Origin of the sequence: Nocardiopsis sp. FR4 (genome assembly GCF_009830945.1) — a bacterium.
GTDB lineage: Bacteria > Actinomycetota > Actinomycetes > Streptosporangiales > Streptosporangiaceae > Nocardiopsis.
Map to the genome: position 1 here is coordinate 324,408 of NZ_VWVV01000003.1, position 15,216 is coordinate 339,623.

Consider the following 15,216-nt stretch of genomic DNA (forward strand, 5'->3'; position numbering starts at 1 on the left):
CGGTGGCCGTATCCGGTCACGCCGTCACCGTTCCAAACCGTCCTCACGCCCCTGATCACGCCAGGCATGGTCTGTGCGCGATGGCGGGGACACATCTGCACCCGGTGAGGCCAACCCGCGTTGCGCGCGTTGCACCGCTTCGACCGCATCTGTGAAGGCCGATTCAGAACGTGTGCTGCCCCGCATCGCCTCCATAAATTGCTTCTGCTCCTTGGGAGTGGCGTTCAGGAACGTCTCAGGTGTGCCAGGTAGCTCGGTGTTTGGCACACCGCGTTCCCCCGCCATGAACACCGCCCTCTGCACCTTTTGCCAATGCGTGTGCTTCGTTAATTCGTGTGGTTCTTCCGTGTAAGCGACTTGGGCTACACGATCGGCACGTTCATGCAACGCCAACATAGTGGGGGCGGTGACATCGTTCAGTTCTCCGCGCTTGATGAGCTGTTCAGAGTGCTGCCAATACTGAGACAGCCACATCTGCGCATCAACTTGACTGAAGGGTACACGACCGTCACCACGGACCTCCCGTAATACCTGGCTTGCCTGTGATTTGTGTTCCCACTGGCCGTCAGGTTCTCGCACGTTATTGTAGTGGATAACTCCATCCCGGTCGGTGACAATGATTCGATCTACATCAGTGCAACTCTCCAATATCTCTACCGAATGTGGCAATTGCTCGAATGAGAAATCATGGAACTCGGCATCGGACCACCGGGCCTCCTCGGGCGGTTGGCTCAGGTATCGACCGACCAAGTCCAAGCAACTGCGGTCAGAGGGGGTGGCCACGACTACGGACTCGACCTCAAAACCACGATGCACCTGGACCGTGGTCCCATCTTCTCTGGTGACATCAACCGGTTTAGACAACTCATTCGCGTATTTGATCAGGTACTCAGGCCGACTGTAGGTGTTCTCGATGACCAGCCCATAGCCTTTGGCATGAGCGTAGTTGCGGGCCATGTCGGACCATGCGTACATCGCCTGCGCGGTATGTTCCAGCATCGCATGCGGATCATCCCGCATGATCTCGTCTAAATCTGGATGAAAAAGGCGAAATTCATCCGGCTTAATTTCAGCGAGATTCCCACCATGGCGGTCCATGATTCCGCGAAAAGCACTCGACTTGCCCGCTCCGGTCTGCCCTCCTAGGAGCACTACGACCGGCTTACCTCCGGGGGGCACCGGATCGACGTCCCCGAACACCAGGTCCTTGATGTACTCGTCGAAGATCTCCTGGAGTCTCGGAAATTTCACTTCGTAGGGGGCTGGCATCGCTCAGGTCTCCCGCAGCTGGTCGATCTCTCCCTGGAGCTGCTGAATCAAATCGATCATCTCGCTGCGGCCCAGGTCGTGATTGCTCTTGATCCTCCAGACTCGCTTCATCTGCTGCTTCGCATCCTCCTTGGCCTCAGGAGTGGTGGCGGTTTCAGCCGCCCGCATATATGCGGCTGCGGCGCGGGTGGCGGTCTCCCGGAGGGCCTCGAAGATCACTACCTCGGGGGTTTCCGGGTCGTTCAGGGTGGTGTTGTCCACGGTTGTCTCCTCTTGTGGGGGGGCGTAGATGCGCAGGGTCTTTCCGTCGTGTGCCGCGTATTCTCCGGGCGCGATAGGTTCACCGTCAGCCAGAGCTATGCCAGTCAGTTCAAGTTCCTTGAACGCCAGCACCGGCATGCCGCGGGTGAGGGCGGCGAGGGTGGACTGGTCTACCAGTACCGCCATGAGCGCCTTGTGGTGCGTCAGGCCTTGGGGGCCCTCGTCGGTAGCGTCAGCGCGGGTCGCCCCCCACCGGGGACGTGCCTCGCGAACCCCTTGCTCTCGGACCGGAGCCAACCCTGCCTCGGTGAGGAGGTTCGGCGGCACCAGGGCGCCGTCCGGGATGCCTGCGTCGGTGATGATGAGGATGCCGCTGGTGTCACGCACCCACGCCAGCTGCCTGCCCAGGGTGTCGCGCACCTGGTCTGATGGCAGGTACTTGACGGTGGCCGCCTCGACGGTTCGGTTTCCCATCCGACCTCCCTTGTGTCCGCTGCCCTACATAAAAAGTGTAGGGCAGCGGACACAATTTGTCGAGAGAGAATCACTCGCGTTCGGGGGCCGCAGTCTCACGGCTGCCCTCGAACCGCTCAGGCGCCGCGCTACTCCTGGACACCACATCCCCTGGGATGCGCGGCTGCCGGGGCCGGGGCCGGGTCATGGACGTGCGGGCCGCCTGGCGTGCGGCCGCGAGTGCCTGCGCTTCCTTCACCGCCTGGCGGGCTTTGTCCTGTGCGGTGGCGGTGGCCACGTCCATGGCCACCGCCCGCTCCTGAAGGCGGCGGGCGTGGCCACCGAGTCGGGACGCCTCGGTCACCGCTTCGGTGGCCACGCCGGTCAGCCTGGCCACCTCGGTCCGGGCGCTGGCCCGGGTCATGCCGCGCCTCCAGGCGGTCGTCGGCCGGGCGGCCGCGTCTTTCAGCTGCTCCGCTTCGGCGCGGGCCTGCGCCGCCCTCCGGAGCGCCGCCTCCCGCCGCGCCTGGAGGTCGGCGACCTTCGGCGCGGTGGCCACGGCGGCGGGGCCGCGCCCGGCGCGGGCGTCGGCCATGGCCACCACGGGCGCCCGGTAGTGCTGGGAGTGCTTCAGGTGGGCGCCCCCGGCCGCGCCGGTGGGGCGCATCCGCCTGGCCACCGCGTCGGCTACGGCGGCCTGTTCGGTGGCGGTCATCCCGGCCGGGGCGGCGTCCGCGGCCGCCGACATGACCGCCGCGTGGGAGACGGCTCGGGTCGGGTAGCGGGTGGCCAACCGGGCGATGGCCCGGTCGGTGGCCGCGCTGGGGTCCGGTTCCGGCGCCGGTTCGGGGCGGCGCACGGCGGCCGCCACGATCGCCTCGGGCATGAGACCGGCCGACCGGGCGCGCTGCACCCACTCGACCCGGGGGTCCCCCGCCTTCTTGCTGGCCTTGGCTGCCGCCGACCGCTTCGCCGCGAGTCGGCGCTGCGCCGCGGTGGACTTCTTGCCCGCGCCCGCGAGGGCCTGGTCCCTGCGGCGCGAGTAGAGGTCGCGTACCTGCTGGGGGACGCCGACTATGACCCACTGGCCCGGGGTGGTCTCGCGCCAGCGCACCCCGAGACGGGCGGTCAGGTGCGCCCGGGTGCGGGCGCGCATCAAAGCGCCGGCGGCCGGGACCGCCTCGAAGAGCTCGCGGCCGCCCGCCGCCACGCCGCCCCACTGGCCGTCGGTGCCCAATCCGAGGTTGGGGAGCATCACGTGGACGTGCAGGTGGGGGTCCACGATGCCGTCGACGGGCCGGGCGGTGGTGTGCAGGGTGAGCGTGCCGATCAGGCCGCTGGTGTCGACCCGGCGGGCGACCTTGCCGTCGCCGTGCTGGCCGCGCTGGCCCCGGGCCACCCACTTCTCCACTTCGGCGACGGTCTCCCGGGCCGCCGCCAGAACGGCCTCCTCGATCTCGCGGGACACCTGCGGGGTGCCCAGAGCCCAGAGCGCCCCGACGTCCTTGCCGGTGTCCAGTCGCAGGTCCCACCCCCGGGCGCCGATCACCTCGCGGTCGTCGGCGTGCTGCTTGGCGTAGGCCAGCTGGGCCACGCCGTACCCGGGCACGTCCTTCAGCCGCAGGCCGACCGAGGACGCGACCCGCACGAGATCGCGGTAGGCGGCGGTGTGTGCGGTGTCGGCGCGGGTCATCTTGATCAAGCGGCGCGCCCGCTTGCGCGCCCACGTGTCCGGCGCGGGCACGAGCTTGCGGCGTGCCATCTCCTCCAGCAGCGGCAACGCCGGGAGCTTGCCCGCGGGGGCGACCCGGGTCTTGCGCACCACCAGGCGCTCACCCGTGCGCGGGTCGCGCCCGTCCATGACGGCCCGGACCTCATCGAGTTCGTCCGGCCCCAGGGGCGCCCCGGGCGTGCGGTCGAAGGACGTCCACCCGCGGCCGATGCGCTCGATCGGGCGCGGCCCGTCCGGACCGAGCCGGTAGGCGACCTGTGCGTCGCGCTGGCGGGCGTGGTCCTCGGAGCACTCCTGACGCAGCCGGTACTCGGCCTGCTCGGCTTCGCGAATCACGGTTGCTCTGGCCACCCGGGGATCACCTCCTCCAGCACCGCCCGATCGGTATGGGAACGGAGTGACCATACCTGGGTACCTGCCGCACGTCCTGCACCGCCCCGCCGGTCGTGCGGCAGACCACTGTGGTGCGTGCGGCCGGGAGCTGGCCGACCGCCTGACGGACCCCCGCGAGGAACGAGCGGGGTCTCGTCGGCGGTCTGGCCGCGACCCCCGCGCTCCTCCGGTCACCACGGGGGGTTGCCCCGGCCGCCTGGTGTCGGGTGGCCGCCAAAAGGCCGGCGGGCGCTCCTCCTGGGGCGACCGCCGAGCGGGCGGCGCCGACGTGGCGCTGCACCGCCACCCCGGTGACCTCTGGCAGGCCGGACCGCTACCCACCCTCCAGGACCACGGCGACGACCTGGTCTGAACACTGCGAAGGCTCCCCGACCACACTGGTCGGGGAGCCTTTTCGCTGTTCACCAGGCACGGGTACACCGGCATACGCGCATACGAGTGTACTGGCGTACCGGTACACGTGTATGCCAGTCTACCGGCGGCGGCCCCGGCGCCCCTTCGTCGGCGCGGGCTCGGGGGCCTCCTCCAGGGCGTCGATGATCTGCTTGGGGGTCCTGCGCTGACGCAGCTCCTCCAGGGCCAGACGCACCACTGCGGACGTGACGTTGTCCTTGCGCTGGACCACTCCGGCCGCGCGCACCTGCCAGAGCCAGTCGACCAGGTCCTCGTTGAGGTAGGCCTCGATCGAGGGCGGCCGCGTCCGCTTCTCCTCGGCCTTGGCCGCGGGCTTCTTCGCCTTCGGCTGCTGCGGAGCCGCAGGGGACGTGTCCGTGTGCCCGGATGCGGGCACGCCGGTCTGTCCGGGTACCGGCGTACCGGCATCCGGGTGTACCGGTACGCCGGTATGCCTGGATGCCGACGTACCGGCCTGCGGGTGTGCCCCTTCCTGCTGATCAGGGCTTTCAGAGCGCGGGTGGCGTGGGGGCGGGGTGATCTCGCTCCTGCGGTTGGTACCGCGCCGTTTCTTGGCGGCCTCGGTCCGCAAGTCGTTCAGGCCGTCCATCAGAGGGCGGCCTCCGCCACGCGACCGATCTCCTCCACGAAGGGCTCAGCCCGCATGGCGACCGGTTGGGAGGAGACGGCCCTGCGCAGGGTGCGGGTCTCCAACCAGGAGTACTCGTGCACGATCGGGCCCACCTTGACCCCGGCCTGGCTGGTGATGCGCTCCAGCCACTGGATGTAGCGCGCCTTGGGCACCCCCGAGATCTGGTTGGGGATGATCAGCAGCGGGTAGTCGGGGACCTGCTCCAGCATCCCCTCTAGGGCCTCCATGGGCTTTTCCTCGAACAGGGCCGGGACCAGGACGCGGTCGGCGGCCGCCATCGCTCCCAGAGTGGAGGGGGTCGATCCGCCGGGGTGGGTGTCGATGACCAGGTCGCGGTCCCACTCCGCAGCCCACTTCTCCAGCAGGTCCGCCATGGTCTCGGCCTCGGGCTGGGCCAGGGCGAAGTCCTCGTGTCCGGGCAGCAGGTCGGGCTTGGACTCCCCGCCCGGGATCCACTTGGGGGTCTTGCCGGTCTCCAGGGCCGACAGCAGCGGCGAGCGCATACGCCGCTCGGTGCGGTACCCCCAGGCGCGGGTGGAACTGCCCCGGTCCCAGTCCAGGTCCACCAGGACCGCGTCGAGTTGGTAGGCGACCTCGTAGGCCAGCGTGGTCTTGCCGACGCCGCCCTTCCAGGAGGCGACGGTGATGATCTGTTTCTTGCTCATGGCGCACCAGTATCCCGGCGTACCGGCACATCTGGAAGGCGGCATACGCGTATGCGCGTGTACCGGTACGCCGGTACACGCGCATACCGGCCTTGCTGTGAACTGCGCAAAGCCCGTTCCCTCTCCGGGTTCTGGGTGCGGAAGCGGTGTTCAGTTCGGTGCGCGGTGGCGGTGGCTTCGGAAGCGGTCTTCCCGATCCGGTTCCTTCCAGGGCGGCTCGGAAGACCGCTTCCGGACGCGGCTCTCAGTGCACGATGGCGCTGTCCGGGTCCCCCCACAGCGGCCCGGGTTGGGCCAACAGCGCCTCCAGGGCCTTGGCCCGGGTGGGGGTGGTGAGCACCGATGGGTGCTCGGCCGCCCGCCCGGTGTCGGGGTCGGCCGGGGCATAAGACCAGCGGCGGGCGTCCTTGCGCCACACGTAGCCCAGCACACGGTGGTCGGTGGGGGACTCGGCCCGGTAGGGGCTGTGCTCGTCCTCGGGCCTGTCACGGATCAGGCGCACCCGGGCCAGCTCTGCGGGGGTGTAGGGGCACAGCGGTCGGGTGTCGCGCCGGGGGCGGATCCGCCGCGTGGTGCGGGCCCGCTCTCCGAGCCGGGGTGGGGGCAGCGGCGCGGTCAGGTGCGCCCACAGCGCCAGCGCGGCCTCCTCCCGGGTGGGCCAGGGCCCGCCGGGGACCGGCCCGGCCGTGGTGTGCGCGGTGCGCCCGCCGCCGGCGGCGGGTTGGAGCCAGCCCCAGCAGCGGCCGCGGGCGTAGACGTCCTCGCGGCCCGCCGCCCGGCCCCGGTAGAGCTCCCACCGTTCCATGGACTGGGGGTACATGCCCACCAGGCCGGTGTGGTACCCGTGCAGGGAGGTGATGTGCACCGGGTGCTCCAGGGCCTGGGGCAGCAGCTCGCGCACCGCGGCCGCGATGTCGGTCACCGTGGTGGTCGCCTCGGGCGGGCGCCCGCCGATCTCGGCCGCGGTCATCGACCGCCGTTCCCGCTCGGTGAGCCGGGAGTAGAACGCCCACCCGGGCGCACCGTTCCACGCGCGCAGGTCCTCCAGGTGGCCGACGTGCTCTCCGTCGACGTGGACCGCCAGGTGCGGGCGCTCCGCGGCGGGGTCGCCGGAGACCAGCACCGCCACCCCCCGGGCCTGGTCGGCCTCGGCCTGCTCCTGGGCCGCGGTCGGGTCGAGCAGGTGCTCCACCTCCTGGCCCTCATTGGCGAAGGGCAGCTCCTCGGCCCCGGCCGGGGGCGCGGGGCGGACGCCGGGTAGGAGGGGGGCCGCGTCGGGCATGGACCGCCACGGGCTGGTCCACTCCTTCACCTCGAGGACTTCGTCGACCCGGGGCGGACGCACGCCGCCGGTGGCGTCGTCGCGCATCCAGCGCACCGAGGGGACGTGTCCCTCCCTGCCGTGGGCGGCGGCGTCGATGATCCCCCCGGCCAGCACCCGTACCCGGGCGCGAATGGTCCAGCGCTGGGAGGCCACCCGGGCGGTGCCCCACACGGTGCGGGCGGTGTAGGCGTCGGGGTCCTCGACCCGCAGCAGGGTGGTCTCGGTCATCTCGCGCACCGCGCGGGGCTGGCGCACCGTGGGGTAGCGCTCGGCGTAGTCCTCGCGGTGGGCCAGGATGTGCGCGCGCCCGGCCTCGGTGAGCCAGTACCGCCCGGCGGTGTCGTCGTCGACGTAGCCGCGGCCCGTAGTGCCCCGGGGGCGTTCCCGCCTGGCCAAGTGTTCCTGCCAGCGGGCGCCGCCGACCCAGTCGTCGTCGGCTCCGGCCGACCCGGCGGCCGCGACCTGGACCAGGCGCTCCCACAGCCACGCCGACAAGGGCTTCCACTTCCCGGTGGCGCGGGCCAGAGCCGGGCCGGGGGGTGCGGTTTCGGAAAACCCCTCACCGGAGGTGCCGTTTATGGAACCGGACTGTTCCGGCGTCTGGTCGGCGGTGGCGGCCGCCGCGCCGAACGTGCTCTCCCACGCGGTCGCGACCGCAACGGCGTCGACGTCGTAGGCCGCTCCGAGCGCGCCCCGCACCGCCCCGGCCGCCGGGGTCGGCTCCCACGTCGGCGGCAGGACGCCCCTCTCGGCGTCTGCGAGGACCGGCCGTGAGCACGCGATACCCGCCCCGGCCGGGAGCTGGGCGCGCACCGCCGTGGCGGCCGCGGCCAGGGTGAGCCCGGCCCCGACCCGCAGACCGGCCAGCCCGGCGGGCAGGGCGCCCTCGACCACCAGGTCGCCGACGCTCACGCCGATCGCGCGGGCCAGCGCGGCCAACCGCTTGACCTCGGGGCGCTCCTGGCCGCCCTCGTAGCGGATGACCTGCTGGCGGGTGGTGCCCAGGGCCTCGGCCACCTGGCGTTGGCTCAGCCCGGCGGCAGTCCGGGCGGCGCGCAGCCGGGTCGGGTCCAGGGGCAGGCCCTTCCCGCGCGGCATCAGGCCGCCCCGGTGGTGGCCGGGTCGGGGCAGTCGCCCTCGTGGGAGGACAGGCGCACCCAGGTGTCGAAGCGCAGGAGGTCGTGTCCACGGGGCGGGATGGTGGTCACCTGGTAGCGCTCCCCGGCGCGGATGGGGGTGGGGCAGCCATCACAGCGGCGGGGGTGGCGGGCGGTGCGGGTCCGGACGATCACGGCGGCGGGTCCTCTCGGGTCGGGAAGGGCGTCCACCTCCATCCTAAACCACACGTGCTTTTTAGGTAAGCGATTCGCGGAACTCGCCCGTGCGGTTTAGGCAACGCCGGATCCGGGCCCGCCGCCCCTCGCACCCGGGGGGTGCCGTTTAGGTAGCGCGGGCGTCCGGCCGGAGGTTCCCCCGCGCCTCTGGCGACCCTCGAAAGGGGCTCGGTTTCCTAAACCTGACCCCCGATAAGTGAACCTTATCGGCGCCTACAACGAAGGTTGCGACAGAACCGGGGCGAGGAGGATCGCGACAGGATTTAGCGGTAGAACGGCCCGAAGGTCACGGAAGCATCACGCGCGCGCCGGTGGGTCGGTCCACCGATACACCGGTGTACCGGCGTGCAGGCCCACCGGCACACCGCGCATCCGAGGCCATGATCGGGCTGGCCGGGGCGATCAACAGCGGCCGGGCCACCGTGTTCCCCGTGCTGCCCGAGGAGCCGCACTCTGTGGGTGCGATCGCCGCCCCGCTGCTCATGCGCCTGGAAGAGCGCCGCCTGGGTGAGGCCGCCCTGTACCTGGCCGCGGCCTCCTCGCCGCCGACCGAGCCCTTCGACCCGGCGCGCCTGCCCGCCCCGAGCGGGCTCATGGTGTTCGAGGCACCGATCGGCGGCTACACCGAGGACCTGGCCGCGATACTGGAGGGCTCGGTGATGCGCCCGAGCGCCGAGCTCGTGGTGAGCGTGCCGAGCGTGGCCGTGGCCTGGTCGTGGTGGAGCCCCGCCGACATCCGCCTGGACGGCACATCCCAGCAGTTGCAGTGGCTCCACTGCGGCCCCGACGGACTGGCCCGGATCCCGCCCGGTCAGAGTCCGGATCAGCGGCTCAGCCCCGCACCGATCGATCCCCGAAGGCCGTCGCGTCCGGCGGGACGGTACCGGTTCTCAGTTCCCGTCGGCAGTGCCCGGAGGGAGCCGAGGACAGCGGCCCGGTTGAACGGCCTCCATCACACGATGGCCGATCTGCTGGAGTTGGCGCACCTGGGCCGCCGACAAGTTGTCGAACACCAGACGCCGCACTTCCTCGACATGGCCGGGAGCAGTGGCGACGACCTTGTCCCAGCCGTCGTCGGTCAGGACGGCGAGGGTGGCCCGGCCGTCCTCGGGGTCCGGCCTCCGCCGAATCCATCCGCGGCCTTCGAGCCGAGCCGCGATGCGCGAGAGGTGCGAAAGCCTGACATGGGCCATGTCAGCGATCTGGCTCATCCGGGCCGTGCGCTCAGGAGACATCGAGAGCCAGGACAGAACCTGGTACTCGACGTGGCTGATGCCGGCATCGCGCTGGAGCTGTGCGTCCAGGGCGCTCGGGAGCGCGACCATCATCCCGGCGAGCTCGATCCACGCCTTCGACTGTTCCTGATCCAGCCATCTCGGCTGCTGGTCCCGGTTCTGGCTCATGCCTCCATGTTACTTGACACGGAAACAAATCGCCAGGCATACTTACTTTCCACGGAAACAAAACGACCATGGGAAGAGATCATGCCTCACACCACCGCCCCCGAAGTGACCGCCACGCAACGGCCCCGCTCCGTCCGACCGATCGCCATCGCGATCCTCGCCGCCACCGCCGTGAACCTCGCGATCTTCTTCGCGTTCGCGGCCGCCGGCGCCAGCTACGACAACTCCACCATGCCCGCACCGGTCGGAGTGGCGAACGTCCTGCTCATGACCATCGCGCCTATGCTCGTCGGCATGGGCGTCACGGCCCTGCTGGCACGCCGGTGGCCGCGGCTGCTCACCGTCGGCCGATGGGCGGGGGCCGTCCTCGCCATCGCCACCATCGCGATGACGGCGGCCGGCGGCTTCGCCGCGCTCGGCTTCGCCGCACTCGCCCTCATGCACGTCGTCGTCGCCGCCGCCGTGTTCTTCGGCCTCGGCGCGATCAAGCGCTGACAACGCCCGCACCCCGATCACCAGCTAGAGCTAAGGATCGCCATGACCAGCATCAGCATCCTCGGTACCGGAAACATGGGAACGGCGATCGCCGGCGTCTTCGCCGACGGCGGCGCCACCGTGGAATCCGTCGCGCACTCCGATGAGCCCACGTCGTTCGCCGGTGACATCGTCGTCCTCGCGGTCCCCTACACGGCACTGCCCGAGATCGCGGAGAAGCACCGCACGCACCTCGCGGGCAAGACCGTCGTCGACATCACCAACACGGTCGACTTCGCGACCTTCACCCCGGTCGAGTTCGCCGCGGGCAGCGGTGCGGCAGACCTCGCCGCCAAGCTCCCGGAGTCAAAGGTCGTGAAGGCCTTCAACACGAACTTCGCCGCGACGCTCGCCACCAAGACCGTCGGCGCAACGACCACCACCGTCCTGGTCGCCGGTGACGACGCCGACGCCAAAACGGCCCTGACCACGGCGATCGTTGCGGGCGGTGTGCATGCCGTGGACACCGGCCCGCTGGCGCGCGCCCGCGAGCTCGAAGCCCTCGGCTACCTGCAAATGTCCCTGGCCGTGACCGAGAAGATCGGCTGGACCGGCGGACTGGTCGTGATCAAGTGACCATCGCCGTCACCGGGGCCACCGGACACCTCGGCCGCTTGACCATCGAACATCTCCTCACACGAGGCGTCGGGCGCCAGGAGATCGTCGCCTTCGGCCGCAACCCGGACAAGCTGGGGGGCGAGGTAAGCCGGAAAGGGGCAACGGCGCGGATCTCCACTGATCAGAGCCGGTGACCTGGTTGCGGTTCGGTGAACCCGCTGCGGCCCCGCCCGGTGCCCGGCTACGGTGTGCGCGTTCACCACCCCCTGGTCGAAGAGGGCTGCCGGTGACCTCCATCGAGCGCACGGCCTACCCCCGGTTCGCGAAGCTGACCTCCGCGCGGATGCTGCACGTGTCCTTCACCCCTGAACCTGACGAGATCGAGTGGGCGCGCGAGCACACCAACAGCCCCCAGGCGCTGCTCGCGGTGCTGGTCGCGCTCAAGTGCCACCAGAAGATGGCGCGCTTCCCTGCCGCGGGGAAGGTGCCCGAGGAGGTGGTCGACCACGTGCGCCGCCGCCTGGGCCTGGACGACGATGTCGAGCCCGATCACGGGGCGGGGCGCACCGCCAAGTGGCACCGCAAGCAGATCCGCACCCGGCTGGGCGTCACCTACGACCCTCCCCGGGCCCGACCTGGTCGATGACGCCGGCGCCGTCGCTGTGCGGGATCACCCGGGGGTGGGGCATGGGCGATCCCTGCCAGCCGGAGCGCTTCTTCACGTCCCCGGGGTTCACGCCGGACAGGCGCGGCCGGATCCGCACCTCCCCGGGGCCGGGTTCGGGGTCGGGGAGGTGTCCAACGGTCAGGACCTCGCGGGCCGGGCCCCGGCGTTCGTACCATGCGGCGCGCATCGCGGCTCCCCCTGTGGTCGGCTCGGTCTCTCTGGTGGTCCCGCCCACCTGCGACGATGAACCTGCCCGGGCAGAGCGGCCACGCCGCGCCGGTCACCGATACACCGGTGTATCGGTGACCCCTGCTTGGCTACTTGGCCCCTCGCCGTAGCTTCGGGAGCACCGGGCCCAGGTACACGTCATTGGCGTAGCCCCAGGCGAACACGTAAGAAGTGTGGTTGATGACCAGGCAGGGCACCGGCGCCTGGTCGTCCTCAGCGGAGGGCTCCTAGCTGAGCTTCCTAACAGTTGCTGATCGACACGTAAACCTTGGTCCCTGGCCACCACCCAGTCTCGACCGGCGTACTGGTCCCCGTCTTGTAGTGCAGGTTCGTAGTGTGCGAGTCGCCGGAAATCCTGACCGTCGCACAGGCGTTGTAGCCGTTCTGTCTCCCGTCGGTCAATGGGGTCCCGGTAGTTTTCGCGGAAAATCCAACGCTTAGCGGCCGAGGTGGCCTGGTCAGCGGGTAGGTGAGGGACATGGGCAAGAACACCGAGATGGACAAGGACGCGGCCGCGCGGATCCAGTCCGCCGCGGCCCGTGACCCGGAGTCCGACACCGCGCAGAGCGGGTTCGACTCCCGCGCCCAGTCGGCGGCCGACCGGCGCGAGGACGAGGACACCGACGACGACTGATTCCGGCCGACACACCGCCGCCGGTCAGTAGTCGACGGTGGCGGCGTCCACCGCGGCCTGGACCTGTTCCTCGGTGGGCAGGGTGTAGACCCGCACGGTCTCCACCCGGGAGTGTCCGAGGAGTTCGGCGACGACCACCAGGTCCTCCCCGCCCCGGACCAGGTTGGTGGCGAAGGTGTGGCGCAGGGTGTGCGGGGAGATCTCCAGCCCCGTCTGGCGGCCGGTAGTGCGGATGACGTGATCGATGGTGCGGGCGGCGATGCGGCGCCCGCCCCGGGCCACGAACAACGCGTTGGTGGACTCGGTCCCGGGCATCCTCGCGCGGGCCTGGAGCCAAGCGGTGATCAGGGGCCGGGTGCGCGTCGGGAGCGGAACGGTGCGCTGTCGGGTGCCTTTGCCCACGACGCGGACGCGGCCCGTTCGGGCGGTGACGACCACGTCCTCGAGGTCGAGGCAGGCCAGTTCGGCCTCACGCAGCCCGGTGTGCACCGCCAGGGCGACCAGGGCGTGGTCGCGTGCCCCGCGGGCCTCGGCCGAGCGCAGCAGCTTGCGCTGGTCGGCTTCGCCCAGGGCGCGGGGGGCGGTGCGCCGCCGGGTGGCCACCACCTTGGGGGCGTGGGGGGCGCCCAAACCGAGCCAGGTGTAGAAGGACTCGATCGCGACCATGGCCAGCCGGGCGGTGGACTCAGCCGTCTTGCGTTCGGTGAGCAGGTGGCGGCGGTAGTCGCGCACCGCCCAGTCCCGGGCCCGTGGCTCGACCAGGGCGGCGGTGTGCTGGTCATCGCCCGAGGCGGCCAGCCAGGTCAGGAAGTCCTCCACCCGTTCGGTGTAGGTGTCCTTGGAGCGGTCGGCCAGGCCGGTGGTGGTGATCCACGCGGCGTAGCCGTCGCGGGCCAGGCCGGTGGCGGCGGTCAGCGGAACGTCGGCCAGGCGGGGCAGGGTCACGGTGCCTCGCCCAGGCCCAGGGCGCGCGCGGGCGGGCAGGGGTAGGTGACCTCGCAGGTCAGGCACCGCCGTTCGGTGATGTGGGCGTTGCCGTACAGGTAGGAGGCGTGCAGCTCACGCTCGGCCTGGAGCAGGACAAGCTCGGCCTCGGCCAGGGCCTCCATGGCGGCGTCGGTGCGCGGCGCCTGGGCCAGGAGCTGGCGCTGCACGTGCTCCTCGGCCCGCAGCGCGGGGTGGGTGTAGGAGGCGGAGTCGGTCTCGTCCAGGTCATAGGTGTCCAGGGCGTTGGCGTAGTGCAGGGCCGTCCACAGCGCCTCGGCCGGCACCAGCCAGGTGGTCCCGTCGGGGTCCTGGCCGTGCAGGGCGTTGGCCAGCTCTTGAAGGGCGGCCGGCAGGGGCGGCGGGGTGGGGGCGGTGCGGGCGAGGGTGCCCAGCAGGGCGGTGAGGTGGTTGCGGTCCACGGCGACGGTCTCGTTGAACACGTCGGCCTCTCTTTCTCCGGGGCGGGGCGTGTGGTGGCGGTTCAGATGCTGATCATCAGCCGGTGGCCGGTGGGGAGCACGCCTTCGGCCCGGTAGCCGGACCACCCGTGCGGGGCCGGGACCCTCATCACCGCGTGCTCGGCCAGCACCGACTCCAGGACGGACTCCTTCACCCGCACCAGCGCCCACAGGCCGGCGCCGCCCTCGGCCTCCTCCATCACGTCCAGCTCCCGCACGCCGTCGCCGAGCGCCTGCGCCCAGTCGAGAAGGCCACGCAGGAGCGCGGCGTGCGCCGCGGTGGAGGCGTCGGGGTGGCGCAGCACCTTCCCGTCGGCGCTGGGCCCGGGGGCGGACATCACCTCGACGCGGATCCCGCCCACGGCCCCCTTGGTGCTCCATCCGTCGGCGAGCGAGAGCGGCTGGGCCGACCATCGGTGAGCGCGGGCGATGGCGTGCACCAGGGCGTGCTGCTCCTCGGCGGGCAGGTTCGTGGCCGGGCTGAGGGTCACCGGCGGCCTGAGGCCGGCGCCAGGCGTCATGGCCACGATCAGCGGCGGGAGTTGCCCGGCCTCCTCCAGCACGAGGGCGGCCGCGGTGAGCAGGTGGGGCAGCGGACGGGGGTTCACGCGGGCTCCTTGTTAGTCGCAACTCCGTGAGGGCACTCTACCCCGGATTGTCGCGTGTTAGTGGCAACTCGGGCAAGTTTTGTTGCGACTAACAGGCATTAGTCGCAACCGGGCCGGGCCCGGATCACTCCCCCTCGACCACCTCTTCGAGGTAGAGGGCGAAGTGCACCACCGGGCCCCGGGGTGCCTTGCCCTGGAGGATGTGGCGGGCGGCCACGATGTCCCACTCGCGCATGCCGTGCTTCAGGTGCGGACCGGCCAGGGCGCGCAGCGGCACGTCGTCGCCCACCCCGGCGAGCAGGGCGCGCATCTGCCCGGCGGTCATCGGCTCCTCGGAGGGCTCGGTGTAGTCGTCGTCGACCAGTTCGGGGAACGCCTGGGCGCTCATGGCGGCCTGGGCGTTGCCGCACGGGGTGCAGAACAGCATCCCGCTGACCACGGGGGTGGTGCGGCAGCCGATGCACACCGCGCCGCCGCACCCGTGGCAGATGAAGGAGTGCGAGTCGACGTCGGAGCTGATGCCGCGGGCATCCTCGATGGCGATGCACCCGGTGCGGCAGCGGCGCACGCCGGTTCGGGCGTCCTGCGCGGCGACCATCTCGGGGTGGTCCTCGGCGGTGGGTTCGGGCGGGGTGCCCCAGGTGCGGGTCATGAGCGCGGTGT

The 15,216-nt window shown here is 71.0% G+C and carries 20 protein-coding genes; 6 read left to right on the forward strand and 14 right to left on the reverse strand.

Annotated elements, in window-relative coordinates; all coding sequences use genetic code 11:
• Positions 1 to 24: 24 nt before the first annotated feature.
• From FYW95_RS06170 to mobF, 3 genes are all read right to left on the reverse strand, one after another.
• Positions 25 to 1,269 carry a zeta toxin family protein gene (locus FYW95_RS06170; RefSeq protein ID WP_160050118.1) on the reverse strand — a complete coding sequence of 415 codons (1,245 nt, stop codon included), beginning with the start codon at positions 1,267 to 1,269 and terminating at the stop codon, positions 25 to 27.
• 3 nt (positions 1,270 to 1,272) lie between these two features.
• Positions 1,273 to 2,004: a hypothetical protein gene (locus FYW95_RS06175; protein ID WP_160050119.1), complete on the reverse strand. Its 732-nt coding sequence runs from the start codon at positions 2,002 to 2,004 to the stop codon at positions 1,273 to 1,275.
• A gap of 70 nt (positions 2,005 to 2,074) precedes the next feature.
• Positions 2,075 to 4,066 carry a MobF family relaxase gene (gene mobF / locus FYW95_RS06180; RefSeq protein WP_160050120.1) on the reverse strand — a complete coding sequence of 664 codons (1,992 nt, stop codon included), beginning with the start codon at positions 4,064 to 4,066 and terminating at the stop codon, positions 2,075 to 2,077.
• A gap of 241 nt (positions 4,067 to 4,307) precedes the next feature.
• On the opposite strand from mobF, the gene FYW95_RS06185 reads away from it, so the two are divergent.
• Positions 4,308 to 4,460: a hypothetical protein gene (locus tag FYW95_RS06185; RefSeq protein WP_160050121.1), complete on the forward strand. Its 153-nt coding sequence runs from the start codon at positions 4,308 to 4,310 to the stop codon at positions 4,458 to 4,460.
• A gap of 120 nt (positions 4,461 to 4,580) precedes the next feature.
• Here FYW95_RS06185 and FYW95_RS06190 read toward each other — a convergent pair whose 3' ends face one another.
• From FYW95_RS06190 to FYW95_RS28830, 6 genes are all read right to left on the reverse strand, one after another.
• A complete protein-coding gene (locus FYW95_RS06190; RefSeq protein ID WP_160050122.1) occupies positions 4,581 to 4,898 on the reverse strand; it encodes a hypothetical protein in 318 nt (105 codons plus the stop codon).
• Between the two features lie 212 nt (positions 4,899 to 5,110).
• Positions 5,111 to 5,818 carry a ParA family protein gene (locus FYW95_RS06195; RefSeq protein ID WP_160050123.1) on the reverse strand — a complete coding sequence of 236 codons (708 nt, stop codon included), beginning with the start codon at positions 5,816 to 5,818 and terminating at the stop codon, positions 5,111 to 5,113.
• Positions 5,819 to 6,062: 244 nt separating this feature from the next.
• The gene (locus tag FYW95_RS06200; protein ID WP_160050124.1) at positions 6,063 to 8,240 is read right to left on the reverse strand and encodes a helix-turn-helix domain-containing protein; all 2,178 of its coding nucleotides are present in this window, start codon (positions 8,238 to 8,240) and stop codon (positions 6,063 to 6,065) included.
• The gene (locus FYW95_RS06205; protein WP_160050125.1) at positions 8,240 to 8,434 is read right to left on the reverse strand and encodes a hypothetical protein; all 195 of its coding nucleotides are present in this window, start codon (positions 8,432 to 8,434) and stop codon (positions 8,240 to 8,242) included. Before FYW95_RS06205 ends, FYW95_RS06200 begins: the two co-directional genes overlap by 1 nt.
• Positions 8,435 to 9,095: 661 nt before the next feature.
• Positions 9,096 to 9,227, reverse strand: coding sequence for a hypothetical protein (locus FYW95_RS28825; protein WP_370463004.1), 132 nt, complete (start codon positions 9,225 to 9,227; stop codon positions 9,096 to 9,098).
• A 139-nt stretch (positions 9,228 to 9,366) separates the two neighbouring features.
• Complete coding sequence (locus FYW95_RS28830) at positions 9,367 to 9,879, reverse strand: MarR family winged helix-turn-helix transcriptional regulator (RefSeq protein WP_160050126.1); 513 nt, start codon at positions 9,877 to 9,879, stop codon at positions 9,367 to 9,369.
• 81 nt (positions 9,880 to 9,960) lie between these two features.
• On the opposite strand from FYW95_RS28830, the gene FYW95_RS28835 reads away from it, so the two are divergent.
• The 4 genes from FYW95_RS28835 (at position 9,961) to FYW95_RS06230 (ending at position 11,617) form a co-directional block, all read left to right on the forward strand.
• Positions 9,961 to 10,374, forward strand: a complete 414-nt coding sequence (locus FYW95_RS28835) for a DUF6069 family protein (protein WP_160050127.1) — start codon at positions 9,961 to 9,963, stop codon at positions 10,372 to 10,374.
• Between the two features lie 42 nt (positions 10,375 to 10,416).
• A complete protein-coding gene (locus tag FYW95_RS06220) occupies positions 10,417 to 10,989 on the forward strand; it encodes an NADPH-dependent F420 reductase (RefSeq protein ID WP_160050128.1) in 573 nt (190 codons plus the stop codon).
• Positions 10,986 to 11,165, forward strand: coding sequence for an SDR family oxidoreductase (locus FYW95_RS06225; protein WP_160050129.1), 180 nt, complete (start codon positions 10,986 to 10,988; stop codon positions 11,163 to 11,165). Before FYW95_RS06220 ends, FYW95_RS06225 begins: the two co-directional genes overlap by 4 nt.
• A gap of 92 nt (positions 11,166 to 11,257) precedes the next feature.
• Complete coding sequence (locus tag FYW95_RS06230) at positions 11,258 to 11,617, forward strand: DUF4158 domain-containing protein (protein ID WP_236572100.1); 360 nt, start codon at positions 11,258 to 11,260, stop codon at positions 11,615 to 11,617.
• On the opposite strand, the gene FYW95_RS06235 is transcribed toward FYW95_RS06230, so the two are convergent.
• Entirely contained in the window at positions 11,580 to 11,825 is a 246-nt protein-coding gene (locus tag FYW95_RS06235) for an alcohol dehydrogenase catalytic domain-containing protein (RefSeq protein WP_201294726.1), read from the reverse strand. The genes FYW95_RS06230 and FYW95_RS06235 overlap by 38 nt on opposite strands.
• A 519-nt stretch (positions 11,826 to 12,344) precedes the next feature.
• Between FYW95_RS06235 and FYW95_RS27585 the strand changes: the two genes are divergently transcribed.
• Positions 12,345 to 12,500, forward strand: coding sequence for a hypothetical protein (locus tag FYW95_RS27585; RefSeq protein ID WP_201294727.1), 156 nt, complete (start codon positions 12,345 to 12,347; stop codon positions 12,498 to 12,500).
• Positions 12,501 to 12,524: 24 nt separating this feature from the next.
• Here the strand turns inward: FYW95_RS27585 and FYW95_RS06240 are convergent, their stop codons facing one another.
• The 4 genes from FYW95_RS06240 to FYW95_RS06255 all read right to left on the reverse strand — a co-directional run bounded on the left by FYW95_RS06240 (position 12,525) and on the right by FYW95_RS06255 (position 15,205).
• Positions 12,525 to 13,445, reverse strand: a complete 921-nt coding sequence (locus FYW95_RS06240) for a tyrosine-type recombinase/integrase (RefSeq protein WP_160050130.1) — start codon at positions 13,443 to 13,445, stop codon at positions 12,525 to 12,527.
• Positions 13,442 to 13,927, reverse strand: a complete 486-nt coding sequence (locus FYW95_RS06245) for a hypothetical protein (protein WP_160050131.1) — start codon at positions 13,925 to 13,927, stop codon at positions 13,442 to 13,444. The genes FYW95_RS06240 and FYW95_RS06245 overlap by 4 nt, the downstream gene beginning before the upstream one ends.
• Positions 13,928 to 13,968: 41 nt before the next feature.
• A complete protein-coding gene (locus FYW95_RS28035) occupies positions 13,969 to 14,553 on the reverse strand; it encodes a hypothetical protein (protein ID WP_236572101.1) in 585 nt (194 codons plus the stop codon).
• A 124-nt stretch (positions 14,554 to 14,677) separates the two neighbouring features.
• Positions 14,678 to 15,205: a hypothetical protein gene (locus FYW95_RS06255; RefSeq protein WP_160050132.1), complete on the reverse strand. Its 528-nt coding sequence runs from the start codon at positions 15,203 to 15,205 to the stop codon at positions 14,678 to 14,680.
• Positions 15,206 to 15,216: the final 11 nt, after the last annotated feature.